This window comes from Flavobacterium sp. R1_16 (assembly GCF_057652095.1).
Genome location: NZ_JBYFCG010000003.1, coordinates 141,764 through 167,507 on the forward strand (window position 1 = coordinate 141,764; position 25,744 = coordinate 167,507).

Annotated in this window: 27 protein-coding genes; 6 read left to right on the plus strand and 21 right to left on the minus strand. The window is 33.8% G+C overall.

What is annotated here, in order from left to right; genetic code table 11:
- Positions 1-26: 26 nt before the first annotated feature.
- Positions 27-1,025: a glucosamine inositolphosphorylceramide transferase family protein gene (locus AC23L6_RS06775; protein ID WP_487561463.1), complete on the minus strand. Its 999-nt coding sequence runs from the start codon at positions 1,023-1,025 to the stop codon at positions 27-29.
- 162 nt (positions 1,026-1,187) lie between these two features.
- On the opposite strand from AC23L6_RS06775, the gene AC23L6_RS06780 reads away from it, so the two are divergent.
- Complete coding sequence (locus tag AC23L6_RS06780) at positions 1,188-2,150, plus strand: phosphoribosylaminoimidazolesuccinocarboxamide synthase (RefSeq protein WP_487561461.1); 963 nt, start codon at positions 1,188-1,190, stop codon at positions 2,148-2,150.
- Positions 2,151-2,157: 7 nt separating this feature from the next.
- On the opposite strand, the gene smpB is transcribed toward AC23L6_RS06780, so the two are convergent.
- Positions 2,158-2,610 carry an SsrA-binding protein SmpB gene (gene smpB, locus AC23L6_RS06785; protein WP_487561459.1) on the minus strand — a complete coding sequence of 151 codons (453 nt, stop codon included), beginning with the start codon at positions 2,608-2,610 and terminating at the stop codon, positions 2,158-2,160.
- A gap of 61 nt (positions 2,611-2,671) precedes the next feature.
- Between smpB and AC23L6_RS06790 the strand changes: the two genes are divergently transcribed.
- Positions 2,672-2,899, plus strand: a complete 228-nt coding sequence (locus AC23L6_RS06790) for a VF530 family protein (protein WP_487561458.1) — start codon at positions 2,672-2,674, stop codon at positions 2,897-2,899.
- 63 nt (positions 2,900-2,962) lie between these two features.
- On the opposite strand, the gene AC23L6_RS06795 is transcribed toward AC23L6_RS06790, so the two are convergent.
- Positions 2,963-3,814, minus strand: a complete 852-nt coding sequence (locus tag AC23L6_RS06795; protein WP_487561457.1) for an aldose 1-epimerase family protein — start codon at positions 3,812-3,814, stop codon at positions 2,963-2,965.
- A 97-nt stretch (positions 3,815-3,911) separates the two neighbouring features.
- On the opposite strand from AC23L6_RS06795, the gene AC23L6_RS06800 reads away from it, so the two are divergent.
- Together AC23L6_RS06800 and AC23L6_RS06805 are read left to right on the plus strand one after the other, a co-directional pair.
- Complete coding sequence (locus AC23L6_RS06800; RefSeq protein WP_487561456.1) at positions 3,912-4,193, plus strand: hypothetical protein; 282 nt, start codon at positions 3,912-3,914, stop codon at positions 4,191-4,193.
- A gap of 203 nt (positions 4,194-4,396) precedes the next feature.
- On the plus strand, positions 4,397-6,643 hold the full coding sequence (locus tag AC23L6_RS06805) for a M1 family metallopeptidase (protein WP_487561455.1): 2,247 nt from the start codon (positions 4,397-4,399) through the stop codon (positions 6,641-6,643).
- 71 nt (positions 6,644-6,714) lie between these two features.
- On the opposite strand, the gene AC23L6_RS06810 is transcribed toward AC23L6_RS06805, so the two are convergent.
- The 8 genes from AC23L6_RS06810 to AC23L6_RS06845 form a co-directional block, all read right to left on the minus strand.
- Entirely contained in the window at positions 6,715-7,194 is a 480-nt protein-coding gene (locus tag AC23L6_RS06810) for an energy transducer TonB (protein WP_487561454.1), read from the minus strand.
- Positions 7,195-7,335: 141 nt separating this feature from the next.
- Positions 7,336-8,373 carry an agmatine deiminase family protein gene (locus AC23L6_RS06815; RefSeq protein WP_487561453.1) on the minus strand — a complete coding sequence of 346 codons (1,038 nt, stop codon included), beginning with the start codon at positions 8,371-8,373 and terminating at the stop codon, positions 7,336-7,338.
- A gap of 1 nt (position 8,374) precedes the next feature.
- Positions 8,375-9,262 (minus strand): carbon-nitrogen hydrolase, encoded by an 888-nt coding sequence (locus AC23L6_RS06820; RefSeq protein ID WP_487561451.1) that lies wholly within the window; start codon positions 9,260-9,262, stop codon positions 8,375-8,377.
- Between the two features lie 262 nt (positions 9,263-9,524).
- On the minus strand, positions 9,525-11,342 hold the full coding sequence (locus tag AC23L6_RS06825; protein WP_487561450.1) for a glycoside hydrolase family 2 TIM barrel-domain containing protein: 1,818 nt from the start codon (positions 11,340-11,342) through the stop codon (positions 9,525-9,527).
- A 98-nt stretch (positions 11,343-11,440) separates the two neighbouring features.
- Positions 11,441-11,806: a hypothetical protein gene (locus AC23L6_RS06830; RefSeq protein WP_487561449.1), complete on the minus strand. Its 366-nt coding sequence runs from the start codon at positions 11,804-11,806 to the stop codon at positions 11,441-11,443.
- A 76-nt stretch (positions 11,807-11,882) separates the two neighbouring features.
- Positions 11,883-12,263, minus strand: coding sequence for a hypothetical protein (locus AC23L6_RS06835; RefSeq protein ID WP_487561448.1), 381 nt, complete (start codon positions 12,261-12,263; stop codon positions 11,883-11,885).
- Between the two features lie 63 nt (positions 12,264-12,326).
- Complete coding sequence (locus tag AC23L6_RS06840) at positions 12,327-13,082, minus strand: hypothetical protein (protein ID WP_487561447.1); 756 nt, start codon at positions 13,080-13,082, stop codon at positions 12,327-12,329.
- Positions 13,083-13,269: 187 nt separating this feature from the next.
- A complete protein-coding gene (locus tag AC23L6_RS06845; protein WP_487561445.1) occupies positions 13,270-13,680 on the minus strand; it encodes a hypothetical protein in 411 nt (136 codons plus the stop codon).
- A gap of 317 nt (positions 13,681-13,997) precedes the next feature.
- Here AC23L6_RS06845 and AC23L6_RS06850 point away from each other — a divergent pair, with 317 nt between their 5' ends.
- A complete protein-coding gene (locus AC23L6_RS06850; RefSeq protein WP_487561443.1) occupies positions 13,998-14,516 on the plus strand; it encodes a helix-turn-helix domain-containing protein in 519 nt (172 codons plus the stop codon).
- 132 nt (positions 14,517-14,648) lie between these two features.
- On the opposite strand, the gene AC23L6_RS06855 is transcribed toward AC23L6_RS06850, so the two are convergent.
- From AC23L6_RS06855 to clpB, 6 genes are all read right to left on the minus strand, one after another.
- Positions 14,649-15,161, minus strand: coding sequence for a hypothetical protein (locus AC23L6_RS06855; RefSeq protein ID WP_487561442.1), 513 nt, complete (start codon positions 15,159-15,161; stop codon positions 14,649-14,651).
- 102 nt (positions 15,162-15,263) lie between these two features.
- The gene (locus AC23L6_RS06860; RefSeq protein ID WP_487561441.1) at positions 15,264-15,707 is read right to left on the minus strand and encodes an SRPBCC family protein; all 444 of its coding nucleotides are present in this window, start codon (positions 15,705-15,707) and stop codon (positions 15,264-15,266) included.
- A 232-nt stretch (positions 15,708-15,939) separates the two neighbouring features.
- Positions 15,940-16,434, minus strand: coding sequence for a DUF4199 domain-containing protein (locus tag AC23L6_RS06865; protein ID WP_487561439.1), 495 nt, complete (start codon positions 16,432-16,434; stop codon positions 15,940-15,942).
- Between the two features lie 49 nt (positions 16,435-16,483).
- Positions 16,484-17,002: a DinB family protein gene (locus AC23L6_RS06870; protein WP_487561438.1), complete on the minus strand. Its 519-nt coding sequence runs from the start codon at positions 17,000-17,002 to the stop codon at positions 16,484-16,486.
- Positions 17,003-17,101: 99 nt separating this feature from the next.
- The gene (locus tag AC23L6_RS06875) at positions 17,102-17,971 is read right to left on the minus strand and encodes a DUF808 domain-containing protein (protein ID WP_487561437.1); all 870 of its coding nucleotides are present in this window, start codon (positions 17,969-17,971) and stop codon (positions 17,102-17,104) included.
- A 272-nt stretch (positions 17,972-18,243) separates the two neighbouring features.
- Positions 18,244-20,847 carry an ATP-dependent chaperone ClpB gene (clpB, locus tag AC23L6_RS06880; RefSeq protein ID WP_487561436.1) on the minus strand — a complete coding sequence of 868 codons (2,604 nt, stop codon included), beginning with the start codon at positions 20,845-20,847 and terminating at the stop codon, positions 18,244-18,246.
- Between the two features lie 153 nt (positions 20,848-21,000).
- Here clpB and ytxJ point away from each other — a divergent pair, with 153 nt between their 5' ends.
- Positions 21,001-21,390, plus strand: coding sequence for a bacillithiol system redox-active protein YtxJ (ytxJ, locus tag AC23L6_RS06885; protein ID WP_487561434.1), 390 nt, complete (start codon positions 21,001-21,003; stop codon positions 21,388-21,390).
- A 41-nt stretch (positions 21,391-21,431) separates the two neighbouring features.
- Here the strand turns inward: ytxJ and argH are convergent, their stop codons facing one another.
- The 4 genes from argH to AC23L6_RS06905 all read right to left on the minus strand — a co-directional run bounded on the left by argH (position 21,432) and on the right by AC23L6_RS06905 (position 25,738).
- Positions 21,432-22,712, minus strand: coding sequence for an argininosuccinate lyase (argH, locus tag AC23L6_RS06890; RefSeq protein ID WP_487561433.1), 1,281 nt, complete (start codon positions 22,710-22,712; stop codon positions 21,432-21,434).
- 119 nt (positions 22,713-22,831) lie between these two features.
- Entirely contained in the window at positions 22,832-23,905 is a 1,074-nt protein-coding gene (locus AC23L6_RS06895; protein ID WP_487561432.1) for a M20 family metallo-hydrolase, read from the minus strand.
- A gap of 110 nt (positions 23,906-24,015) precedes the next feature.
- Positions 24,016-24,801 (minus strand): acetylglutamate kinase, encoded by a 786-nt coding sequence (gene argB / locus AC23L6_RS06900; protein ID WP_487561430.1) that lies wholly within the window; start codon positions 24,799-24,801, stop codon positions 24,016-24,018.
- Positions 24,791-25,738 carry an N-acetylornithine carbamoyltransferase gene (locus tag AC23L6_RS06905; RefSeq protein WP_487561429.1) on the minus strand — a complete coding sequence of 316 codons (948 nt, stop codon included), beginning with the start codon at positions 25,736-25,738 and terminating at the stop codon, positions 24,791-24,793. Before AC23L6_RS06905 ends, argB begins: the two co-directional genes overlap by 11 nt.
- Positions 25,739-25,744 lie beyond the last annotated feature (6 nt).

A 25,744-nucleotide genomic window follows, 5' to 3' on the forward strand; every position in this document is an offset into this window, starting at 1 on the left:
AAAAATAAATTAGTGGCAGATTAAAATTAATTGAACTTTTGATACCACCAATTTTCAAAATCGATGTAATTCATTTTCAAAGCTCCTTTAATATTCCATATTTTTTCATTGTTTTCTAACCGATTTCCGTCATAAACGTAGTAGTAGCTATTTCCAATTTTTTGTATATCAAGCTGATGCATTCCTGCATTAAATAGTTTAATGTTAGTATGTTTTTTTAGAAAGAAAGGTTTTTCTCTTTGAATTTTATAATTTCCATTTTTGAATGTTAATCGATAGAGTGATATGCCAAAACCGTAACCATTACTTGAGTTTTGAATCGGAACAAGTAATCCTTTAGTGTCAGCAAAAATACGTCCTCCACAGCGCGATTCACTACCAGAAATAACTTTGGGTTTTTTATGTAATTTCCATTTTCCAAAAAGGGAATCGGCTTGATACATGTGCATTGTTAGTTTGTTATCTGTGGCTAATAAAATAGTTAAGGTATCTGATAAATAAATTGTTGGGTCTTTTAATTTGATGTTTTTTAATAAGGTATCGCAAATTTTCCAATCATAGGGAAATCGATTGGCTTTGTACAATAATACTTGATTAGAACCCTGGCCTTCAGGAATCATATAATAGTTTTTTTTGTATTCAAAAACCTGAGGATAAGACAGATGAAATTTTTCTTTCAGAACGGTGCCTCTGTAGCTATATTTTTCCCCATCAATTGAAGTTAGCAAACCTATTTCTGCATAATCTTTATTTATTTTTTTATGTTCAAAAAACAAATAGAAAGTGTCTCTTACTTTTACAAAAAATGGATCGGCTAGAAATTGAGTACTGTCATTGTATGATTTAAGCTGTTCAAGTGAATAATTTGTATTTGTACTTACAGCAATACTATCAGGAAACACATTAGATTTGCCAAATCCAATAGACCAAGGTCCAGCATTTTGTTTTAAAATAGGAGTTCTATAATTGATTACAGTCAATAGAACAAGTATAGCGAATACAGCAAACAAAATATTTTTTTTCATTCAGAAGTAAAATTGAAATACAAATATATTTTAAAATAGTTGGCTTATTTCCTTTTTGATAAACTAAAAAAGTAAATACAATTTCAAGGTTTGTTTGTGCTCTGTTTACTATGAAGACGTCTCATTTTTATTTATATTTGCCACCAACACAACTACACAACAATGAACAACACAATTACTACTACAAATTTTAATTTTCCTAATCAAAAATCCGTTTATCGCGGAAAAGTACGCGAAGTCTACAACATCAATAATGAACTTTTGGTCATGGTTGCTACTGATAGATTATCTGCATTTGATGTGGTTTTGCCAAAAGGGATTCCTTACAAAGGTCAGATTTTGAATCAGATTGCTACTAAATTCATGGAACTTACAAAAGATATTGTTCCCAATTGGCTTCTTGCTACTCCAGACCCAAATGTTGCTGTTGGTTACTTATGTGAGCCTTTCAAAGTAGAAATGGTTATTAGGGGTTACCTGTCTGGTCACGCAGCTCGTGAATATGCTCTAGGCAAAAGAGAGCTATGTGGTGTTAAACTAGCTGATGGATTAAATGAAAATGATAAACTACCTGAACCCATTATCACGCCAACAACCAAAGCAGATAACGGAGAACATGATGCTGATATTTCTCGTGAAGAAATTCTATCTAAAGGGATTGTTTCTCAAGAAGACTATTTAGTTTTAGAACGCTACACAAGAGCATTATTTCAAAGAGGAACTGAGATTGCTGCAGATAGAGGATTGATTTTGGTAGATACTAAATATGAATTTGGTAAAACCAAAGATGGAAAAATCGTTCTAATAGATGAAATTCACACGCCAGATTCTTCTAGATATTTTTATGTTGAAGGCTATCAAGAAAGACAGGATAGAGGTGAAGAACAAAAACAATTATCGAAAGAGTTCGTTAGACGTTGGTTAATTGAAAACGGTTTTCAAGGAAAAGAAGGGCAACAAATTCCTAACATGACAGATGAATACATCGAATCAGTATCTGAACGATACATCGAATTGTATGAAAATATCCTTGGTGAAAAATTTGTAAAAGCGGATATTGCTAGTATCGAAAAACGAATAGAGAAGAATGTTTTAGAGTATTTGAGTAATAGCAAACTCTATTAACTTGAATTTAAAACGATTTTTTTAATCTGTCCAAATCACGTTTTGTATCTTGTTCTTTTAGGGATTCTCTTTTATCGTAGGTCTTTTTACCTCTACATAAACCAATCTCTAATTTTGCCATTCCCTTTTCATTGGTAAATAATTTTAAAGGAATAATGGTCAATCCTTTTACTTGAACATTTTTAGCTAAACTTTTCAATTCTTTTTTATTAAGCAAAAGCTTTCGTTCACTTCTGGCTTTATGATTAAATTGATTACCAAAAGCATATTCTTCGATATAGGTGTTTATGGCAAATAATTCGTTGTTGTTAAACTCACAAAAGCTCTCTGTAATATTGGCTTTACCTAATCGAATGGATTTAATCTCAGTACCTGTCAATACAATTCCAGCAGTATAGGTTTCGAGAATTTCATAATCGAATCGAGCTCTTTTGTTAAGTATGTTGACCGTTTTTAGCATAGGTTGGCAAATGTAGGAACAAAACAATGAAACAACAATAGTTATTACTATTTTTACATCTATGGAACAAAAACAGTCAAATAATCCGCTCCACGGTATTACTCTTCAAAGAATTGTAGAAACCCTTGTCGACTTTTATGGTTTTGACACTTTGGGTTCACTAATCAGAATCAAATGTTTTAATGAAAATCCAAGTGTGAAATCCAGTCTCACTTTTTTAAGAAAAACAGATTGGGCTCGAAAAAAAGTTGAAGCGTTGTATATAAAAACACTTCCAAAACTGAAATAAATGTTTTTTTAGTGGAGAATAAATTTTCGGGTTTAAGAGAGATATTTAGTGTTTTTCTTGAATTTACAATACTTCAATACTAAAATGACATTCAAATATTTTATCAGTTTCAACAAATTGAATAGCTTCTTTTTCCATAATATTTCCAGAACAATCAACTGCATCAGAATAGCCCAGCCAAGGTTCTAAACAAATAAACGGAGCGTTGTTTTTAGTCCAAATTCCAAAATGCGGAAAATCATTAAATGCAATGCGAAGTAATTCGGAATTATCTTCTAAAATGGTTATTTTTTTGGAATTCAATTTTTTAAAAATTAAGGCATCATGTTCAAAAAGAGAATAGGTAAGAGGCAATGTACCATTTGCTGTATGTATAGCGACTGTTTTATCTGAAAGTAAATCATTCTCCAATTGATGACTTATTAAAAGCTCTGATTCCTCAAATTGTAGATTATATTTTTCAAACGGTTTTGGTAAAGCAAATGCTGGATGGGCCCCTATAGAAAAAGGAATTTTTACAGCATCATTATTTATGACGGTATAGGTTAGTATAATCTTATTTTTTTCGAGGGTGTAGGTTAGTTGCAATTCGAAGTTAAAGGGATATACTTTTTTTGTCTCTTCGTTAGCTTTTAATGAAAAAACAGCTTGATTATCAGTTTGTTTGATTAACTCAAAATTAACATCTCTGGCAAAACCATGTCGCAATAAATGATATTTTTTATCGTTGTAAGAGTACTGATTGTTTTTTAAAGTGCCTACAATTGGAAATAAAATAGGCGAATGCTTTCCCCAAAACTCTGGATTGCCTTCCCAAATGTATTCTCGATTGTCTTTGCTTTTTAAAGAAATCAATTCAGCACCTTTATGATGTATTATGGCATTTAATTCGGAATTTTTTATGGATGTTTTCACGATAAATTTAAAATTTTATAAGTTTTTTATTGTTTTGTAAATATATTTTATTAATTTCACTATCCCAAATGCTATTATTAACTTAAACTTAACCGCTATGATTACCTATTTCGAAATCGTTGAGAAAGAAAAAATTCATTCTCTCAAGTTCCCCAATTCAGATGTTTTGCAAGACAAGAATGCTATTCATCAACGCAACAGTGATTTGCAACGTGCACAGTCATTAGGAAATTTAGAACACTCCAAAATTAGAATTTTCTTTGAAGATAATCAATCTAAAAAGGTAGTAGAGACAACAGTCTGGGCAGTAACTGATACTAGAGTAGTACTCAAACAAGGAATAGCCATACCTATTAATAGAATTTTTAAATCGATGTAAATTAATCAAATTGTAATATATGAGACACCAACTTTTAGTTGGTGTTTTTTTGTATATATCATTCCAAAATACAATGAATTCCTTAATTTTTTGATAAAAAAAATACTTTCTCCGTTTTCTTTTCATAAAATGTAGTTAGTTTGCGTAACTTTTCTCAAGAATAGTAGACTAAACATTAGATTCAAACAAAAAATTATACATGTATGAGAATTAACTATTTTAAAGTCACCTATGTTTTGACTTTTTTCTTTTCTATTACCACTCTTTTTGCTCAACAACCTACTGCAATCTCAAATTATGATTATCACGATGCATTCGCACCTCTTTTTTATACAAAAAATGGTACTGATACTCGTTCTGCTAGTGGGCAACCTGGAGCTAAATATTGGCAAAATAGAGCTGATTATCAATTGACAGCCAGCCTTGATGATAAAAAAAGTGAAATTACAGGTACTGAAATTTTGACTTACACTAATAATAGTCCAGATAAACTTACTTTTTTGTGGATGAATGTTGATCAAAATTTATTCAAATCGGATTCTCGTGGAAACGCTGTAATTCCTATTACAGGAAGTAGAAATGGTGCTCACGGCGAGATTTTTGATGGTGGTCATAAAATAAAATCAGTAAAAATCATCAGCTCCAATAAAGGTAAAATTACTGAAACTGAAGCAAAGTATTTTATCGTAGATACCAGAATGCAAATTCAGTTACCACAAGGTTTAAATCCTAATGGAGGAACGGTTAAAGTTAAAATCGATTTCTCTTATATTTCTCCAAAATATGGTTCTGATAGAACGGGAGTTTTGGAAACCAAAAATGGAAAAATTTTCACCATTGCTCAATGGTATCCTAGAATGTGTGTGTATGACGATGTAAAAGGATGGAATACATTGCCTTATACTGGTGCAGGTGAGTTTTATTTAGAATATGGTGATTTTGATGTTACCATAACAGCTCCGTCAAATCATATCGTTGTATGCTCAGGAGAATTGTTGAATCCAAATGAAGTGTATACTGCTGAACAACAAAAGCGTTGGGCTGCAGCTGCTCAAAGTGATAAAACAGTTGTGATTCGTTCGGCTAACGAAGTTACGAATCCTTCGTCAAGACCTTCTGGAAAATCAACATTGAATTGGCATTTTAAAATTAAAAATGCTAGAGACGTCTCTTGGGCTTCATCAGCTTCTTTCATTATAGATGCAGCAAAAATCAATTTGCCAAGTGGCAAAAAATCAATGGCTATTTCTGCGTATCCAGTAGAATCTGACGGAACTGGAGCTTGGGCACGTTCTACCGAATATACTAAGGCTTCCATAGAACATTATTCTAAACGTTGGTTTGAGTATCCTTATCCTGCCGCTACCAATGTTGCTGGAAATGAAGGTGGAATGGAATATCCAGGAATCGTTTTTTGTGGTTGGGAATCTAAAGGTGAGGATTTGTGGGGAGTTACCGATCATGAATTTGGACACTGCTGGTTTCCAATGATTGTAGGCTCAAATGAGCGTTTATTTGCTTGGATGGATGAAGGATTCAATACTTTTATCAACTCTCTAAGTTCACTAGATTTTAATAAAGGTGAATACAAAGATGCCCCAAAGGATATGCACAAAATGGCTAAACGCTATACCAATGATGAAATTGAACCTATCATGACTGCACCTGATGGTTTAAAAGAAGCCAATCTTGGAATCTTAGCTTACAGTAAACCTTCCTCAGGATTGGTTATGTTGAGAGAGCAAGTGTTGGGTGAAGAACGATTTGATTTAGCATTTAAAACCTATATAGCTCGTTGGGCATTCAAACATCCTACTCCAGATGATTTTTTTAGAACTATCGAAAATGTAGCAGGTGAAGATTTGAATTGGTTTTGGAGAGCTTGGTTTATCAACAAATGGCGTTTGGATCAGGCAGTTACTTCTGTGAAATACATTAAAAACGATCCTAAATTAGGAGCTATAATTTCTATTCAAAATTTAGAAAAAATGGCTATGCCTGTTGTGTTAGATGTTAAAACGACTGATGGTAAAACAACAAGAGTGAAACTACCAGTAGAAATTTGGCAAAGAAACAAAGAGTGGTCATTCATACACAACTCAACGGAATCAATAGAGAGTATCACTATAGACCCTGACCACGTATTGCCGGATGATAATGGAAATAACAATGTATGGACAGCAGCAAAAGGTGTTACGGAGCAAGATGTTATTCTTGATGGCTATCTAGGAACTTATTCTAATAGAAGTCCGATAAAAATTATTTTTACTGAGGAAAATTATAGTCTTACAGCTACCATTACAGATTATCCTTCCTTCACATTAACTCCAATTGGAAAAGATCTTTTCGAATCAGAACAAGCGGGAGTTAAATTCCAGTTTAATGAAGCAAAGAATGGACTTGATATGATTTTAGACAATGGAAAGAAAATCCCATTTACGAAAGAATAAAGAATTCATTTTCTAGATATAAAAAAACTCCAAATTTTAATTTGGAGTTTTTTTATTAACTTTTTTAAATCTTATTCAATATTAAAATTAATAGGATAGTTGTACAAACATCTTACGGTTTTACCGTCTTTAATTGCAGGTGTCCATATTTTCTTAAATAATTTAAGCACTCGAACTGTTTCTGCTTTCATAGTTTCTATTTGATCTAACTCATTTATTTTTTCATCTTCAGTGGCAATTTTTACCACATTGGAAGCGATGTAATCTTTCATGATGATATGAAATGCTTTTTGGTTGGTCATCGTTCCATCAGCTTCGATTACAAAACTTGAAAAGATGGTTATTTTTTTATTTTTAACCGCTTCAGGAAATTTGAAATTCTCACTAATGAATAAAGAAAGGGTGTACATTCCATCTTTTAGTTGTGGCTTAAAATCTACATCTGAGGCACGATATGTTTTTTCCGTACTCGGATTTTCGTTATCTGTAGAAGCTGTTTGGGCAGAGGCTGAGAATGCAACAGCAAGAAAAAGGAGAACTAAATGTTTCATGGAATGGTTGAACTTAATATTATCAAAAATAATGAATGAAGAGTTAAAAGTAGCTTATTTTTATTTTAAAAACAAATAACACTACTAATTATCAGTTTAGTACAAAAAAGCAACAGCAGTAGCTTTTGTCTCAAACAGGTATTACTCTGGAATTTGCTGACTTAAACAATGTAATGTTCCAAAACCCCAAATCAAATCGACAGCGCTAATTCCAATAATTTCTCTATCTGGGAAACAATCGGCGAGAATGTTTAAGGCAATTCTGTCGTTGCTGTCATTGAAAGTAGGAACCAAAACACAGTTATTTAAAATCAAGAAATTCGCATAGCTCAATGGCAAACGCAATCCGTCAAAATCCAAGCGTTTGGGCATAGGCAATTCTACTATTTTGGGAGATTTGCCATTTTCTAATTTAGCATTTTGTAAACGTTTCAAATTATCTTGCAACGGCTTGTAGTTATTATCTTTCGGGTCTGATTCTATTATGGTAACTATGGTGTCTTCATTTACAAATCGGCACAAATCGTCAATATGCCCGTGTGTATCATCGCCTTCAATTCCGTCGCCTAACCAAATGACATTGGTAACACCTAAATATTCTTTAAAAACCGCTTCATAATCTTCTTTGGTAAATCCTTGATTTCTTACTTGAATGGTTGGATGCATCAAACATTCTTCTGAAGTTAAAAGTGTTCCTTTTCCGTTAACATCTATAGCGCCGCCTTCTACAATTACAGGTTTTCCTTTGTAGGTTACTTGGGTAAGTGGAACCGACAGAAATTCGGCTACTTTAGCAGGAACCGACTTGTCTAATTGAAAGTTTTTATATTTTGCCCAACCATTAAAATTGAAATTAAGTGCTTCTCTTTGAGTTCCATTTTTTACAATAATAGGACCCGAGTCACGCATCCAACTTCGGTTGGTTTTATGAATGATAAAAGAAACATTTTTCATTGCAACATGGGCTGTTTGCAACTTGTCAATTACTTTAACTTTCAATTTTTCATCAGCAACAACTAGAAAAACCTGTTCATAGCTAGCAACTTTCTTTATAAATTCTACAAATGCCCATTGAATGGCTTCGTATTTTCCCGGCCAATCGTTACCATTGTGAGGGAAACACAATACAATACCTTGTTGCTTTTCCCATTCGGCGGGAAATCTTCTATTTGTATTCATATTAGTCGATGGCGCGTTTGGTAATATCTCCGAAAGCATCGATGCGTCTGTCTCTAAAGAAAGGCCAGTTCTGACGTACATTTTCTTGCAAATCCAAATCAACTTCGGCAATTAAAATTTCTTCTTTATCGTGTGAGGCTTGTGCTAAAATTTCTCCCTGTGGTCCTGCAATAAAGGAAGAACCCCAAAATTGAATTCCAGCAGTGTTAGGAATGTATTGCTCCAAACCAATTCGGTTAGCAGCGGCTACATATACGCCATTGGCAACAGCATGACCTTTCATCACACTCATCCAAGCGCCGTGTTGGTTTTCGCCATATTGTTCTTTTTCTTGTGGATGCCAACCAATAGCTGTTGGATAAAACAGAACTTCAGCACCTTTTAAGGCTGTTAAACGAGCCGCTTCCGGATACCATTGATCCCAACAAATTAAGGTTCCTATTTTTCCTTTTTGAGTAGGAATGGTTTTGAAACCTAAATCGCCAGGGGTAAAATAGAATTTTTCATAGAAATGAGGATCGTCTGGAATGTGCATCTTGCGGTACAAGCCTGCTTCTGAACCATCAGTATCAATAATATAAGCGCTATTGTGGTAAATTCCTGCCATTCTTTTTTCGAAGAACGGAACGATAATCACCACGCCTAATTCTTTTGCCAAAGCACTGAAAGCAACAAACGAAGTGCTATATAGAGGTTCTGCCAAGGCGAAATTATCTACATCTTCACTCTGACAAAAATAATGACTGCTGTACAATTCCGGTAGCGAAATGACTTCGGCACCTTGACTGGCAGCATCACGCACCCAAGACAAACATTTTTTTAGGTTGTTTTCGGCAACATCATTTAGATTCAATTGAATGACCGCTATTTTGTATTTTTTATTTGGCATGGCTAAAAAATTAGACTGCAAAAATAGTTATTTTTTGTAAAGAGTAGTGGTAAAGGGAAATGGATTTTTTTTATTCAATGTTTGTGAAAGAGTGCAAGACGATATTTCGATTTTGTGGCAAAATTTTTATTCTAAAAAAATGCCACAATTGCTGTATCAAAAAATTCTTTTTGAAAATTTTGCCATAGAACCCCCAAGTGTATATTCTTTGAAAGTTTTCTTGTTTCTAAAAAATAGGGTTGAAGCATTTTCTAGGGGTGGACTATTCAAAAACAACATTGTCAATATAAATATCCTGTGGTGTTCCATTGCTACTCGAGAATACAACCAAACCAGAACGAATACAGCTAAGGTCTAATTTCTTCACATTAATGGTGTATTTTTTCCATTTGGTATTTAATTTAACTTCAATACTTTTTTTGGTTGAATCTGGAAAAGGTTTGTCATTACCTATCAATCCAAAACCAATAGTTGCAGTCATATCCATACTTGCTTTTGCCCAAAAACTAAATGTTTTGGCTCCTATTATTTCGTAACCTCCAGCAACATCACCCCAATCATTTTTGGGATCTACAAAACCGATACCGCACCAATCATGGTCCTCTTTATAGCTGATTTTTATTGCAGCATTTCCTGATTGCACCTCCTCTTTAGAATTGATATTTACCGAAAGGGCTTTGTAGTTTCCCATAAATGCTGTGGGATTATAAGGCGAATCCTCTCCGTCTTTGTAAACATAAAATGGAAGTGCTGTTTTTGCTGCTATATTTTTTTTATTTTTTGCGTTTTCATCTGCAACGAGGATGGAATTAGAAGCAATTCCAACATTGTTATAGGAATCTTTGACATTCACATATACTTTGATGGCGCCATTTTCTTTAGGTAATTGAATCTCAAATCCAGAGGCTAAAGTACCTCTACTATTCAACTTGTTGATTTGGTTTTTTCTTTGCCGACCACCCGTTCGTTGATTGTAGTAGAAACTCACCGCTAAACTATCATTCTCGATATCGGATACTTTTAAAGTGATTGGAATCCAAGTGTCACTTTTTATTTCGGAATCGGGTACTTCAAAAGTTTCAATTTTAGGAACGGTATTGATAGGTTTTTGTCCTGTATAGGCTTCCCGAATAGCCCAATATTGTGGTCGAAGCATGCCGTTGTGGTGCGTCATTAACCAAGGTGTTCCAAAATCATTCCCATTGGAATAATGAAAAACATACACGCCTAAACAGCTGGGTTTGTTTTTAATCCAGTCATGGTAGCCTTTGGCTATAGCATCATATTTTTCGCTATCGGAGGGTTCTATGGCTATTCCGTTTTTTTTATTTTTTATATCCCATTCACCAGTAACGCCAAATTCGGTGACGATGTACGGTTTATCGATGCCTCTTTTGTCTAATTCAGCCGCTAAAAAATTGGCACCCGCTCCGTAACTATTCAAACCATAAATATCTATAGAAGGCACCAACTTTTGCCACCAATCGAGTCCTAAGGTCCAAGCGTCTACTGAGGTTACAGGATGATTGGGGTCTATGGTTTTGATGTTTTTACATACGCGCTCCAATAGTTTAGAATAGGCTTCTTTTTCGGCATCGGTGGCTATGTTTAAATAGACTTCATTACCCACAGCCCAAGTGAGTACGGCGGGATGTTTATAGTATTTTTCGACCGTTTTAATGGCATTGTTGTATTGGTCTTCTATCCCTGCATTGTCTTCCAGATAGTTGAAACTATCATCATCTTCCATGCCGGGTCGACCGTGTCTCATCCAGATGCCCATCATTATTTTGATACCATAGGTTTGGGCAGCGTCCAGAAGTTGTTGGGTATTTTCATTGGTGCCCCATATTCTAATGGTATTTACACCCAGAAATTGGAGGTCTTTAAAATAGGTATCATAGTTTCTTACGTCTTTGTCGTAGCCAAAAGTGACTCCTTTCACTTCAAACGGCTTTCCATCTACTAGTAAGCTCCATCCATTTTCTTTTTTAAGTAGGGTAGTTTGTGCTGTAGTATTCCAACAGAAACCGTAGACAAAAAAGATAGTAATCAATAGGTAGTTGTGTTGTGTTTTCATCTTTGAAGGTTTGTAAATGAATATCAACGTCATGCAACGAATGCCGTTTGCTACTAAAGTACTGTAATTTTTCGGACTAGCTGTTTTGATTGTACTTTTTATCTTGAACTAAATAAAAGAGCGAACCCGCATTTACAATTATTGTTATTAAAAAATACAGAATGGATAAGTAAATTTCCGTCTTCACCCGTGAGAAGCAAGAATAGCATAAAAGCCAAGCTTATCGTAACTAAAATACATACAACACCTTGTACAACTATTTTATAGTTACTGTTATTTTTTAAACGATGAAAAGTTGTGATTGCTATTAAGGTTATGATACTAAATACTAAAGCCCAAAAACCAAAATTATCTTTGTCTTGATTAACCTCAGAAAATAGTGAAGATAAAATTAGAAAAGCTACGATAAACAACCCGAGAATAATTCGGTAGGCTAAGGAAAATATTTTGTACCATTTTGTCATGTTCACGAAATTTAGTGTTGCTTTTTGATTCAAAGTATTTCGATACTAAAGATAGTGAACTACAGGATTGAACATGTTATTTTCTTTTCCAAAACTTTCTTTTTTCGTTAAAATTGGGTTTAAGATTTATTCCTTCTATAATTTCAATCTCGTTTTTTACTAATACATCTCTTATTCTATCTTCTTTATATTCAAATTGTAAGCTTAAATCTTTAATAGTAATACCTTTTAGAAAAGTATTAATAATTGCTTGTTCATCTTCTTTTTTTATAAAGTAATTGTCATTAATTTTTTGATTCAAAGCTATTTCTTCCTTAAAATTAATTAAGGTATCTATGATCCCATCTAAATTATTTGGATTAATTAGGATGGAACTTTTTAATATTTTGGATGATTTTAATGTACTCAATTCCAGTTTCTTGTTTGTAAATCTGAATGAAATAATTACTTTTTTCAAATTGCAATTTCTTTGAGCGAACTAACTCGTCCATATTCTCTTAAATTAATTTTATTAAAAAAATTAGCTTTTCGCGTGGATATACATCTTTATTTTATTTTCAATATCATAATATAAATCAAATAATTCAGATGGAATACCATGATAATTTCCACAATTATGTGGACATTTTTCATTATGGATAGATATATTCTCTTTAAAAGGAGAAAAATTCCCTCTAAGTTTAGATTCAAAAATAAAATCAATTATATTAAATAATTCTTTTTTATTGTTATGTTGGATTATTTCATCTTCAATTATTTCATCAATTGTTAAATTTAAAAATACTAGAAGAGATTTTAGTTCCAATAATTTTGGTTCTATTTCATAAGGAGTTTTTTCAATTTTACCATAAAATAAATTTCTAGATTTTTTCAGTAATATATATATTGCTTGTGGTCCCTTATAATCAAAATTATAAACGCCTCCGGCGGTATCACGATCAACGTATAAATACATAAAATTATTTATTTCATCTTTTACGGTATTAATTCTAAAATTAATCTCATCTATTCTAGTTCTATATATATCATCTTTTTTTTCTTTGCTGAATTGTTTTTGAACAAGCTTATTAGCATCAACTTGTGCTTTTAAAGCTAAATAAACTAATATAGAACCAAAAAAGCCAAGAAAAGGTGCGGTTACTCCACCTATTGTTCCTCCAACATCATCAATTGGGAAAATACCCCATTGCCGTGTAAATAGGTAAGGTATAAAAAAGAGTAGAATCCCAAATCCAATAAAAATAACCCATTCTTTTTTCGATAATTTAATTTTCATTTTTATATTATTTTTAATTTATAGAATTACAACTATCCAAAAATTTAATTATTGTTTTTTTAAAAGCTTATCAAATCCAATAAGATTTGAAAATTCACTCAATTCTTTTTTATTTGGATATTCTCTTATAATTTCGAGGATTGAGTTAATGTAATCATAATATGAATCCGTTGAGATTGAAGTTTGTTCAATTTGATTTTCGATTTTTTAATAGATTTTCAGAGTCTTTTTTTAGTATCTGTTTTTTCCATTCATCAATTGCATTTTTAAGAAGTTCATTTCGATTGGCATTATATTCATGATGATTTTTTGTTTTTTTACCTACTATGTTAAGGTTTTTATCAAACTGATTAATGGTAGGGTCTAAAATTGTATTCTCAAATTCTTTTAGATCTAACCAATAATGAGGAGTATTTTTGTAGAAGCCTATAATTAATGAATTTGGGATACTAATATTAGCGAGATATATTGATAATGGATAACAAACGGTAAAGCACATTTTTTCTACTTTTTTATTATCACCAAGTATTTCAGAATTGAAGTTTTTAACCGACTCCGTAATTTCTAGCTTAATTTTGTTGGTTAAATACTTTCTCATCAGAATTGTTAAAAATGTTATTATTAACTTTTTGCTCTTAAAAAGTCATACAACTAGCCTGATACAAATTAACTACTTTAAATAGAAATTTTGTAACTAAAGATATTAACTTTTACTTTTTCAGATATAAATACTTAACAAATCTTAATACAATATCATTTAAATATCTACCTTTTAATTAATAATTTCAAATTATATACTTCTCTCAAACCCTGTGGCAAAATTTTCATTCTAAAAAAAATGCCACAATAATTGTGGCAAAAAATTCGTTTTAAAAAAAATGCCACACGGTACACCCAAAATAAAAGTTACTTTATATGGAAAAGGATAGAAAAATAAGAGAGCTCTTCGGCATGAAGCAAGAGGACATGGCAATGTTGTTGCAAGTTACACGAACCCAATGGTCGATGTATGAAATAGGAGAGCGGGATTTGCCTCCTGCGGCAGTAAACCAATTGGCAAGCATGCTCGCTTTTATTCACCAAGCAGAAACGGAATCAACAGAAAATTTTCCGCACCTTGCACTTCAGCAAATCAAAATCAAAAAGATGTATGAGGATCAAAAGATGGTCAATACCCACCGCCAAATGATTGTAGCGCGAAAATTAGAGTTGGTCACTAGAAAATATGAGAACGCCATGGTGTGCTTAAAGTTTATTCGCTTTCTCGAACTTCAGGAAGGGCAGCTGTACCAAAAGCATCAAGAGCTATTGACGGTGTTACAGCATAGGGTAGAAGTGGCTGTTCACAAAAACGGTTTGCATGTGCAGGCGAAGTACCAATTGAAATTAAAGGTGTTGCAACAGCAAGAGGTGTTGCTTCATAACGCATTGTGAATGCATTGCTCATTTATTAAATCTAATTTTTTTTCGCCACAGATTTTCACAGATGGAACGGATTTTGGTTTGTGTTGATTTAAGAAATTGGGGTTCATTCGGCAATTTTGAAAACCTTTGTACATTTTGGAATTATCTTTCTATACTTTTCTCCCACATTTTGGTTAATGCTATCGTTTCATTTTTCATGAGGGGTATTTTAAATTTAGTGAAGTATTCTTCTGTTATAAAGACTTCCTTTGTTGTGATGCCTTTCTCGATTAGTGTGGCGTGAATGCGTCCAAAATTAATAATCACCATTTGATTTTCATTGTTTTGGATTATGTACTCGGGGTTATTGGGAATAGTCAAAACATAGGTATCCTTAAATTCTGATTTTGAATTAGGTTCTACTTTTAAAAATAATTTAATACTATCCGCATTTTTGACAATTTCCTTATTGACTATAATCCCTGAATAGGGTACTTTGTCTTTATTTAGTTCAAAACTTACATAATAGCCTGTATAGGATTTCTTAGTTTGTCCTTCGCCAGTTTCAAGATGAATGGTGCTATTGGAAAGAATGTATTCTGTTTGATCTTGGGCTTTTATCGCTGCGAGTTGAAGTAAAAGAAATAAAGTGAATAAAGATTTTACTATTTTCATGGGGTTGTTTTTATAGATTATAGTTTTTGCTACGGATTTTCACAGATGATAAGGATTTTTGTTTGTGCTAATTTAGTGAACTTTTATTGGTAATTGGTGGTATTACATCATTTTGAGGAGTTCCCTTTCTAATCTGTCGAAGTTTTCTTCGTTTTTGGGAGTAGCAAAGCATTTGATTTTGTTACATTCTTCGGCGTTTTCGAAAATCATTCGGAAGGAAATCTCGGTTTGGGTATCGCTGATTTTTTGGAAGCCCACTTCCATGTGGAACAGTGGTTTTGAAATTCGTGTCCAAGCGATTCGTTTATTTGGTTCTACCGTTTTGAAAATAGATTCGTTTTCGTAGTTGCCTTTTTCGGGGCCATGCATGGTGAGCTTCCATTTTCCGCCCGGCTGTAAATCAAACTCATGAATGGTATTAGTGAATCCTTCTGGACCCCACCATTCTTTTAAATACAAAGGATTTGCAAAGGCTTGATAGACTGTTGCTATGGGAGCGTTTAAAATTCGAGAACTGAAAATTTCGCGGTCTGGCTTAGAACTCATACAGGTAAAATTATATTTAGTAATGCAATTTATTGATTTCAAATATAGTTTAAAACTATGCACTTTTAGAATATCTACTTTTCAGGTTCTAAAAATTTTACCACGAATTTCACAAATTTCCACAAATTAATTAGTGCTAATTTGTGAAATTTGTGGCAAATAAATTAAGTTTTACAATTATGCAGATTTTTGTCTGCAAACCAAACTTAATGGACTTGTAGTGCCTAGTGGTTTATTTCTTTTTTAAAATCAGCGCACTAATCACGGAAACGATGATTCCTATGGGTAGAATTTCTGCGTAGGTAAGTAGAATAACCATGATGGGATTTTTGTACCATTCCTTCATTTGATTCATTTCGGCTGTTTTTGAAGCTAGCGCTTCTGGCGGTGTATTTTTTAGAACCATTTCGCTGTATTGTTCCATAAAGTTTGGAAAAAAGTTGTAAAAAATAACCAGCCAAACCAGTACGTAAATGGTTGCAATGACCAATGAAATTCCGAGACCTGTTAGGAATGCTTTTCCAAAACTAATTGTACCATTATTATCTAACCGTTCCCGCTTGATGCCTACTATTACAGTGATAAAAGCCAAGAGCATGCTAACAAATCCTACGATTGGATTGGGTTCTTCATTAGGATGGGTTTTCATGAAATAGGTCATCGCAATCATGACAATAGAAACGATGATACCTCCTATAATTCCATTTTTGAAGATATTTTTTTTCATAATTTATGGTTTTTGGTTACTTATTTTCAAGTACAGTGGTTGATGGTTTTTAGCTTTTTTGAATGTGCTTATAATGATGTTCAGTGTGATAATGGGTAAAATAGCCAAACTCTCGAATGGTAAGTTTCCCTAATAAGGGATGAGGTAGCAGGAGGGTAGAAAGCTCTTTTTCGCTGAATTGAGACAAGCGCTTTTCGAACTTTTGCTGTTGTTTTACATACTTTTTTAGTAGTTTTTCTTTGCTAACTTTTTCTACTTCTTTAATTTGAAACGGATTATTGGGGATAGCTACCAAAGCGAGTTTGTCTAAATATTTCGTAACGACTTGGTCATAGGTTCGTTCAACTCTGTTGTTGGTTCCAAATTTATATTTGATAAAAAACTTCGGCAACAACAAACCTTTGTTGCTTTGTTCTAAAGCATTGATGAGATGTCCTAATTCTTCAGCGATACTCCATTTTCCATTGGCTCTTGGCTCGTTAAGTTGTTGTTCATCACAAGTTGCAACAAATGAATTCACTTCTTGATGGAGCGAATGAAGGTTTTTGAGGAGTTCTTTGGTAGTCATTTCAGTATTTTTTCTCCATCAAAAATACTAAAAAAACTGAGCCAAACGCTTCTGTTCTGGATTATGTGAAGAGGCAAGTAATATCTGGTCGTCTTATCCTTATTTTTTCTTAGCTATTTTCTTAAATAGATTTACGATTAGTAAGGCAACACACCCAAAAAATAATCCCACAGCAAATTCAGTAATAAATGCTGGAATTTGAGGAAACAAATGGTGAAGAAAATCAATATTGTGTACAAATATACCTCCTGCTACAGAGAGTAAAGCAATAGTACCTATTACTGCCAAACTCTTAATGACTTTGGGTAAGGCTTGAACCAGTAGATTCCCAATTGTTTTGGAGAGACTTTTCTCTTTGGTACTCATTTGGATTAATTTTAAACCTACTTCATCCATTCGTACGATAAGTGCAACAATGCCATACACACCAACAGTAGCAATTAATGCAACAATAGAAACGACAACAATTTGTGAAGAAATAGGTTTCCCGATTACGGTTCCGAGTGCAATAATGACTATTTCGACAGAAAGGATAAAATCGGTTACAATGGCGGATTTGATTTTTTCTTTTTCATGAATTAGTATTTCTTCCTCGGTCATAGGTTGGAGGCTAACTTTAGGTTTTGCATGTTCGTGAGGGAAGAAGTATTCGTATATTTTTTCAGCTCCTTCAAAGGCCAAATACAATCCACCAAGTACCAAAATAACAATAATGGCTGACGGTAAAAAAGCACTCAACAAAAAAGCTATAGGTAGAATTATTATTTTATTCACCAATGAGCCTTTGCCAATTGCCCAAAGCACAGGAAGTTCACGCGAAGAGACAAATCCAGAGGCTTTTTCAGCGTTAACAGCTAAGTCGTCTCCTAGTATTCCAGCGGTTTTTTTGGTTGCAATTTTACTCATAGCAGCTACATCATCCATAATTGCTGCAATATCATCTAAGAGTACGAAAAATCCTGAGGCCATTGTATTTTTAAATTTAATTTACAGCTGCGAAACTACTATTTTTTTGCTGAAATGAGTAGTGTCTGTATACCATTTTTCGAGTATAGAGTAGTAAACAATTAAGGAAGTTAAGTTAAAAAATGACTTAATAAACTTAACTTTCTTAATGGTTTATGAAATCAAGTTATTCTATAATTTATGAATTGGTGAAATAGGTTGTTTATTCATAAAAAAAACACCAGCTCATTGGCTGGTGTTTCAATTAATTTTGGCAACGATTTTATAAACTAAGATTAATGAACCAACTCTCCTTGATTTCTAAATACCAATTTTCCATCAAAGGCATCTATCAAGACAATACTGTCGGTAGTGATTTTTCCAGACAGGATTTCTTTGGATAATTCATTGAGAACATCTCTCTGAATTACTCGTTTTACAGGTCTAGCACCAAATTGAGGGTCATATCCTTTTTCAGATAGATATTCGATGGCTTCTGGTGTTGCATCCATGGTAATACCTTGTTGAGCCAGCATTTTGGTGACTGATTTCAATTGTAAGCCTACAATTTGAGCAATATTAGCATTGGTCAAAGGCGTAAACATCACGATTTCGTCAATACGATTGATGAATTCAGGACGAACGGTTTGTTTGAGTAATCCTAAAACTTCCACTTTGGCAGCCTCAGTAGCAGCTTCGATACCACCTTTTAAATTCTCAAATTTCTCTTGAATAATTTGGCTTCCCATATTAGAAGTCATGATGATGATGGTGTTTTTGAAATCGGCTAGTCGTCCTTTGTTGTCTGTCAATCGTCCTTCGTCTAATACTTGAAGTAAAATATTGAAAGTATCAGGATGTGCTTTTTCAATTTCATCTAACAGAATCACAGAATAGGGTTTTCTACGAACGGCTTCTGTCAATTGTCCACCTTCGTCATAGCCCACATATCCTGGAGGCGCACCCACCAATCGGCTCACACTGTGGCGTTCTTGGTATTCGCTCATGTCAATTCGGGTCATGGCATTTTCATCGTCAAACAAATATTCTGCTAAGGCTTTCGCTAATTCCGTTTTACCAACACCAGTGGTTCCTAAGAAAAGAAAAGTCCCAACCGGTTTTTTCATATCTTGTAAGCCTGCACGACTTCTACGAACGGCATCACTTACGGCTTCGATAGCTTCTTCTTGTCCCACAACACGTTTGTGAAGTTCTTCTTCAAGTCTCAACAGTTTTTCTCTTTCTCCCTGAAGCATTTTCATTACTGGAATTCCAGTCCATTTAGCAACTACTTCGGCTATATCCTCTCGAGTTACTTCTTCTTTGATTAGTGAACTTCCAGATTGATTTTCTTGTAATTGTTTGGTTAAAACATCTAAACGCTCTTGCGCTTCTTTGATTTTTCCATATCGGATTTCGGCTACCTTACCGTAGTCGCCTTCTCGCTCGGCACGTTCGGCTTCGTATTTAAAATCTTCAATTTCGGTTTTTACAATTTGGATATTATCTACTACATCTTTTTCGGATTTCCATTTGGCGTAAATTTCGTTACGTTCTTCTTTGAGATTGGCTAAATCTAAACCTAAAACTTTTAGTTTACTTTCATCTTTCTCTCTTTTGATAGCTTCAATCTCGATTTCCAATTGCATGATTTTTCTATCCAAAACATCCAATTCTTCGGGTTTGGAGTTGATTTCCATTCGTAGTTTAGAAGCAGCCTCATCCATTAAGTCAATGGCTTTATCTGGAAGAAAACGATTGGTTATATAGCGTTGCGATAATTCGACAGCGGCAATAATGGCTTCGTCTTTGATTTGTACTTTGTGATGGGTTTCGTATTTTTCTTTGATACCACGCAAAATAGAAACGGCACTTTCAGTATCAGGTTCTTCAACCATAACTTTTTGGAAACGTCTTTCAAGTGCTTTGTCTTTTTCGAAATATTTTTGGTATTCATCTAAAGTAGTTGCTCCAATAGCACGCAACTCTCCTCGAGCCAGAGCTGGTTTTAGAATATTAGCAGCATCCATTGCGCCTTCGCCACCACCTGCACCTACAAGCGTGTGAATTTCGTCAATGAATAATACGATATCTCCTTCTGCAGCAGTTACTTCTTTTACTACTGATTTTAGTCTTTCTTCAAATTCTCCTTTGTATTTGGCACCTGCAATTAAGGCTCCCATATCGAGAGAGAAGACAACTTTATCTTTCAAGTTTTCAGGTACGTCACCATCCACAATACGATGGGCTAATCCTTCTGCAATGGCTGTTTTACCCACACCCGGTTCTCCTACTAACATTGGATTGTTTTTGGTTCTACGGGTTAGAATTTGAAGCACTCTACGAATTTCTTCATCACGACCTATTACTGGGTCGAGTTTGCCAGTTCGTGCTAACTCATTGAGATTTTTAGCATATTTGTTCAATGAATTATAGGTTTCTTCAGCTGAGGCAGATGTTACTCGTTCTCCTTTTCGAAGTTCGTCAATAGCCGCTTTCAATCCTTTTTCAGTTACGCCTTGGTCTTTTAGGATTTGGGTGACTTTGCTTTTAGAATTAAAGATGGCCAGAATTAAATGTTCTATTGAAACAAATTCATCAGTCATTTTTTTGGCGATGATTTCCGCTTCGTTTAGAGTAGTATTGGCTGTTCGCGATAACTGAATATCTCCACCAGATACTTTGGGAAAACTTTGAATGGTACTGTCTAAAATTTGAAGAAACAAAGGCACATTGACGTTTAGTTTTTTCAAAATAAAGGGTGCCACATTTTCATCGACTTCAAATATAGCTTTGAAAATGTGTTCGTTTTCTATTTGTTGTTGACCCAAACTCTGAACCAATTGTTGAGAAAGCTGAATGGCTTCCTGCGATTTAATGGTAAATTTATTAATGTTCATGATTACAGGTTTTATATGTTTTTATATTGTTTAATAATTAACTTTGCAATAAAAGTGTCAAATGCTATTCCACTATAAATTTACGGACAATTTGACGTTTAAACAATGATTTTTAGTAGTTTATAAAGACAAAAAGACATAAATCACGACAGAATGAGTATATTCAATTCCCTATTTGGTAATTCAGAAGAAACACAAAAAATAGAAAGTAATATCAATTGGATTCCAATGACCAACCTTGGTCAGTTGAATGAAATTATAACGCTTTCGGAAACAAAACCCGTTATTATATTCAAACACAGTACTCGTTGTAGTGTGAGCCGAATGGCACTAAGACAGTTTGAAAATGAATTTGATTGGGATGGAAACGTAGATGCTTATTTTCTTGATTTATTAGAGTATAGAGACATTTCTAATGAAATTACTTCTCGTTTTGGAGTATATCATCAATCTCCACAATTGATTTTAATTAAAGAAGGCAAAACCATTTATGATGTTTCACATAGTGGTATCGATGCTGAGGAGTTGAAGGGGAAACTTTAAAATTAATCTTTGTCAAAGTTCAAAACCTTGATAAAGATTAATTAAAAAGAACGGGACATTTTATTTTTTATTTCGTTTAAACAAAGGTTATTAATACTTCCCTCATGAGTATGTTTGGTTTCTTTTGGAGACTGATACGTTCCAGCTTCCAATTGTTCTGCAACAGCTTTATAAGCATCTCTAAAAGGTATTCCAGCGACTACCATTTCATTTAAAGTATCTACAGTAAATAGGTAATCGTATTTTTTATCGCTATGAATATTGTCTTTTACTTTAATGTCTTTAATTGCAAAAATGGCAATATCCAAACAGGCTTTTAAGTTTTGAATCGCAGGAAATAAACCTTCTTTTAATAATTGAAAATCTCTGTGATAACCGCTAGGCAAGTTGTTAGTAATAAGCGTAATCTCATAAGGTAAGGCTTGAATTTTGTTGCATTTTCCGCGAATTAATTCAAAAACATCTGGATTTTTCTTATGAGGCATAATGCTCGAACCCGTTGTAAGATGAGAAGGTAGACTGATAAAATCAAAATTCTGACTCATGTACAAGCATACATCCATCGAAAATTTGGCTAGGGTAGCGGCAACGCTACTCATGGCAAAAGCTACGGTTTTCTCAGATTTGCCACGACTCATTTGTGCAGCAACCGAATTGTATTTTAAGGTTTCAAAACCTAATTCCTCAGTGGTAAAAGTCCGGTTGATAGGGAAGGAGCTTCCATAACCCGCAGCTGAGCCCAATGGATTTTGATCTACAATTTTCAAAGCGGCATTCAACATTGTGATATCGTCAATCAAAGTTTCAGCATAGGCAGAAAACCACATTCCGAAAGAAGAAGGCATGGCAATTTGTAAATGGGTATAGCCTGGTAACAATACATTTTGATGTTTTTCTGCTGATTCCATCAATAAATCAAACAAGGTTTTTATTTGCGATTTAAATTCAGTAACGACATCTTTTAAATACAAATTGACATCAACCAAAACTTGGTCGTTGCGAGAACGAGCGGTGTGGATTTTTTTTCCAGCATCGCCTAATTTTATAGTTAACAAATATTCAATCTTAGAATGTACGTCTTCAAAACTGTCTTCAATTTCGAAATTGTCTTTTTCAATATCGGCTATTATCTCGTTTAAAGTAGCTACTAAGGAATCGGTTTCTGTAACAGTTAATAAACCTATTTGTCCTAACATTTTAGCATGAGCTATAGAACCCAAAGCATCGTATTTGGCTAAAATCAAATCCAATTCTCTGTCGTTTCCTACGGTAAAATGTTCGATTTGTTTATCGGTTGGTATTCCTTTTTCCCAAAGTTTCATAGTTGTATGTTTTTGGTTTATAGTTTATAGTTTGTTGTTTTTAGCCCCGATAGAAGCGTAAATCCTTTTGTTTTTTTCTTTAAAAAATAAAAGATTAAAGTGAATAGCGGAATTAGCTCCTAATTAATTGTAAAAAAATCATTTAATATGTTGATATATAATTGAATTCCTTCTTCTATTTCATGTAAAAATATAAATTCATCAGCGGAGTGCGAACGCAAAGTTTCACCTGGCCCTAATTTCAAAGATTGGCAACTCAAAACGGATTGATCAGAAAGCGTAGGGGAACCATAAGTAGTTCTACCTAGAGCAATTCCTGCTTGTACTAATTTATGTGAAATAGGGATAGATGACGCATTTAAATGCATCGAGCGAGGAGTGACTTCAGCATTGACATGAGTTCTTACGACTTCTAAAATTTCGGTATTGCTATAACAATCATTTACTCTGATATCAACAACCAAATGACATTCGGCGGGAACTACATTGTGTTGTTTTCCTGCATTAATTTGGGTCACAGTCATTTTTACAGGACCTAAAACATCGGATATTTTTTCAAATGCAAATGTTTTGAACCATTCAATGACGGGCATAGCATTGTAAATTGGATTGTCATCATTTTTATGCGCGGCATGACTTGCAGTTCCTTTTATAATAACATCCAATACCAATAATCCTTTTTCGGCTATGGCCAATTGCATTAAAGTTGGCTCTCCAACAATAGCGCAATCCAATTCAGGCAGGTGTTTTAAAACACTGTTCAAGCCATTCTTTCCGCTGCTTTCTTCTTCAGCAGAAGCAACCATAACGATATTGTAAGGTAAATTTGCATGAGTATAGAAATGAACGAAAGTGGCTAATAATGAAACCAAACAACCACCTGCATCATTACTTCCCAAACCATATAATTTTCCATCTTCAACAATAACTTTAAAAGGGTCTTTAGTATACCCTTGATTGGGTTTTACAGTATCGTGATGGGAATTCAATAAAAGTGTTGGTTTGGACGTATCAAAATGTTGATTGAAAGCCCAGATATTATTGTTTTCTCTTTTAAAAGGAATCGTATTTTGAGTAAACCATTGTTCAATTAGAAGCGCCGTTTGATCTTCTTCACTTGAGAAGGAAGGAGTTTCAATAAGCGATTTTAATAACGCAATAGCTTCTTCGGTAAGGGTTTGTATGTTTTTCATATTTTTTTAGTAAGAAAACATATTTGTTTTTCTTTTTAAACCATTAAGAAATTAAGGTAATTAAGATTTGTATGACTTAATGAAACTTAAAATAGTAATGGTTCATTTTTTTATAACTGAATTGTCGTGCAAATTGAATTTTCGTTTTTCAACATATTATGATGTCCAATTTTTATTTTCTGAACACCTTTGTTCAAGCTATTGAAACAGTTGTCTAGTTTTGGAATCATACCGGAATGTATTGCTTTTTCTTCTTTCAATTTCAAATAGAGTTCAGGATTTATTTTCTCAATCACAGATGAATCATCCTCGGCATCATACAAAACACCTGGTTTTTCAAAACAATAATTCAAAGTTACATCAAAAACTTCAGATAAAGCTATCGCCAATTCGCTCGCGATAGTGTCGGCATTGGTATTTAATAATTGTCCTTTTTTATCGTGCGTGATGGCACAAAATACTGGAACGATTCCATTAGAAATCAAAGTTTCTAATAGCGTGGTATTGACTTTTTGTACATCTCCAACAAAACCATAATCAATGGTGGGATGATTTCTTTTTGTGGATTGAATTAAATTGCCATCGGCACCTGAAAATCCCATGGAGTTGGTTTTATTGGCTTGTAATTGTGCCACAACTTTTTTGTTGATTTCGCCAGCGTAAATCATCACTACAACATCCAGCATTGCAGCATCGGTAATACGACGACCTTCAATCATTTGAGGGATGAGACCAATGCTTTGTGCCATTTTTGTAGCAGACTTTCCTCCACCATGAACTAATACCTTATTACCATCAATTTTAGAAAAATCAGATAGAAATTGTGATAATTCCGTTGGATTATCAATAATATTTCCGCCTATTTTGATTAGGGTTAAAGGTTGTTTATTTTCCATCTTCTAATATCTTTTTCAATACCAATTGAGCAGAATAGGTTCTGTTGTTTGCTTGTTCAATTACAATTGAATTTTCGCTGTCAATAACTTCGTCGGTTACGATTACATTACGTCTAACGGGTAAACAATGCATGAATTTCGCATTATTGGTCAATGCCATTTTTTCGGCTGTTACGGTCCAGTTGGGGTCTGAATTGGTGATTTTTCCATAATCATTGTAATTACTCCAATTTTTGGCATAGATAAAATCGGCATTTTCGAAGGCCTTGTTTTGATTGTATTCAATTTTAGAATCTTTGGTGATTTCTGGATTTAACTCGTAACCTTCAGGATGAGTAATTACAAAATCCATGTCCTGTAATTGCATCATTTGCACAAAAGAATTGGCAACAGCTTGTGGCAAGGCTCTTGGATGGGGTGCCCAAGTTAAAACTACTTTGGGTCTGTGTTGTGTTTTGTGCTCTTCCATGGTAATCGCATCTGCTAGTGATTGCAGTGGATGACCTGTACAACCTTCCATGTTTACGATAGGTACGGTAGCATATTTTAAAAATCCTGCCATTACTGTTTCGGCGTTATCTTTTTCTTTGTCAACTAAACCTGCAAAAGCTCTGATAGCGATAATATCACAATATTGAGAAATTACTTCGGCTGCTTCTTTGATATGTTCTGATGCGCCTTTATTCATTATGGCACCATCTTCAAATTCTAAGGTCCAACCTTCATTGGTAAAGTTCATTACCATTACGTTCATTCCTAGATTCAATGCTGCTTTTTGTGTGCTTAGACGGGTTCTTAAACTCGGATTGAAAAATAACATTCCTAGGGTTTTGTTTTTTCCTAGTTTTTTATTTTTTAGCGGTTTCTTTTTAATTTTAAGAGCCTCTTTCACCCATTGTGAGAGATTGTCGATGTCTTGTATAGAAGTGTAGTTCATTGTTAG

Bases quoted from the DNA above. Each gene is read 5' to 3' on its own strand.
- AC23L6_RS06775 (WP_487561463.1), bottom strand. From the start codon at position 1,025: ATGAAAAAAAATATTTTGTTTGCTGTATTCGCTATACTTGTTCTATTG.
- AC23L6_RS06780 (WP_487561461.1), top strand. From the start codon at position 1,188: ATGAACAACACAATTACTACTACAAATTTTAATTTTCCTAATCAAAAA.
- smpB (WP_487561459.1), bottom strand. From the start codon at position 2,610: ATGCTAAAAACGGTCAACATACTTAACAAAAGAGCTCGATTCGATTAT.
- AC23L6_RS06790 (WP_487561458.1), top strand. From the start codon at position 2,672: ATGGAACAAAAACAGTCAAATAATCCGCTCCACGGTATTACTCTTCAA.
- AC23L6_RS06800 (WP_487561456.1), top strand. From the start codon at position 3,912: ATGATTACCTATTTCGAAATCGTTGAGAAAGAAAAAATTCATTCTCTC.
- AC23L6_RS06805 (WP_487561455.1), top strand. From the start codon at position 4,397: ATGAGAATTAACTATTTTAAAGTCACCTATGTTTTGACTTTTTTCTTT.
- AC23L6_RS06810 (WP_487561454.1), bottom strand. From the start codon at position 7,194: ATGAAACATTTAGTTCTCCTTTTTCTTGCTGTTGCATTCTCAGCCTCT.
- AC23L6_RS06815 (WP_487561453.1), bottom strand. From the start codon at position 8,373: ATGAATACAAATAGAAGATTTCCCGCCGAATGGGAAAAGCAACAAGGT.
- AC23L6_RS06820 (WP_487561451.1), bottom strand. From the start codon at position 9,262: ATGCCAAATAAAAAATACAAAATAGCGGTCATTCAATTGAATCTAAAT.
- AC23L6_RS06825 (WP_487561450.1), bottom strand. From the start codon at position 11,342: ATGAAAACACAACACAACTACCTATTGATTACTATCTTTTTTGTCTAC.
- AC23L6_RS06830 (WP_487561449.1), bottom strand. From the start codon at position 11,806: ATGACAAAATGGTACAAAATATTTTCCTTAGCCTACCGAATTATTCTC.
- AC23L6_RS06840 (WP_487561447.1), bottom strand. From the start codon at position 13,082: ATGAAAATTAAATTATCGAAAAAAGAATGGGTTATTTTTATTGGATTT.
- AC23L6_RS06845 (WP_487561445.1), bottom strand. From the start codon at position 13,680: ATGAGAAAGTATTTAACCAACAAAATTAAGCTAGAAATTACGGAGTCG.
- AC23L6_RS06850 (WP_487561443.1), top strand. From the start codon at position 13,998: ATGGAAAAGGATAGAAAAATAAGAGAGCTCTTCGGCATGAAGCAAGAG.
- AC23L6_RS06855 (WP_487561442.1), bottom strand. From the start codon at position 15,161: ATGAAAATAGTAAAATCTTTATTCACTTTATTTCTTTTACTTCAACTC.
- AC23L6_RS06860 (WP_487561441.1), bottom strand. From the start codon at position 15,707: ATGAGTTCTAAGCCAGACCGCGAAATTTTCAGTTCTCGAATTTTAAAC.
- AC23L6_RS06865 (WP_487561439.1), bottom strand. From the start codon at position 16,434: ATGAAAAAAAATATCTTCAAAAATGGAATTATAGGAGGTATCATCGTT.
- AC23L6_RS06870 (WP_487561438.1), bottom strand. From the start codon at position 17,002: ATGACTACCAAAGAACTCCTCAAAAACCTTCATTCGCTCCATCAAGAA.
- AC23L6_RS06875 (WP_487561437.1), bottom strand. From the start codon at position 17,971: ATGGCCTCAGGATTTTTCGTACTCTTAGATGATATTGCAGCAATTATG.
- clpB (WP_487561436.1), bottom strand. From the start codon at position 20,847: ATGAACATTAATAAATTTACCATTAAATCGCAGGAAGCCATTCAGCTT.
- ytxJ (WP_487561434.1), top strand. From the start codon at position 21,001: ATGAGTATATTCAATTCCCTATTTGGTAATTCAGAAGAAACACAAAAA.
- argH (WP_487561433.1), bottom strand. From the start codon at position 22,712: ATGAAACTTTGGGAAAAAGGAATACCAACCGATAAACAAATCGAACAT.
- AC23L6_RS06895 (WP_487561432.1), bottom strand. From the start codon at position 23,905: ATGAAAAACATACAAACCCTTACCGAAGAAGCTATTGCGTTATTAAAA.
- argB (WP_487561430.1), bottom strand. From the start codon at position 24,801: ATGGAAAATAAACAACCTTTAACCCTAATCAAAATAGGCGGAAATATT.
- AC23L6_RS06905 (WP_487561429.1), bottom strand. From the start codon at position 25,738: ATGAACTACACTTCTATACAAGACATCGACAATCTCTCACAATGGGTG.